Genomic DNA, 458 nt, shown 5'->3' on the forward strand with positions numbered 1-458 from the left:
ACTTACAAGCACGCTGCCGGCGAAGCGCCAGCAGCGTCGGTGATGAGGTGGGTAAGCGCTATTGCTAAAACCTGTTGTTACCCGGCCGGATCAGCCTTGCGCCGATCACTGCCAGAAGGATTGCCAGTGTTTATAAGCCTTCTCTCGACCAGGACATTTCGCAGGGCCTGGCGTGCCGAAGGATCCAGTTGATGTTCTCTCTCCTTGAGTTCAAGCAAGATGGGGCTGGACCAGCCACGATAGGTTTGCTCGGTAATACGAGTAGGCGTCATCTATCTCTCCCTTGTGAGTCGCCCGACAACACAGTGGGCGAAGTCCTGTACGATAAAGATCCTAGTCGAGGAAACGATTTGTCGCCAGCGATTGGCAGTGCCGACTGTCCTGCACAACGTAGGTTGTTGGTGATTCGGGCGTAAACTGAAGAGGCTACCTCATCAAAAGGAGCCGCATATGATCGC

At 54.4% G+C, this 458-nt stretch carries 1 protein-coding gene; it reads right to left on the reverse strand.

The features are described from left to right. Positions 1 to 77 precede the first annotated feature (77 nt). Complete coding sequence (locus tag AC1DLB_RS32070; protein WP_081625797.1) at positions 78 to 272, reverse strand: hypothetical protein; 195 nt, start codon at positions 270 to 272, stop codon at positions 78 to 80. Positions 273 to 458: the final 186 nt, after the last annotated feature.

Source organism: Pseudomonas sp. 05N434 (assembly GCF_056396965.1).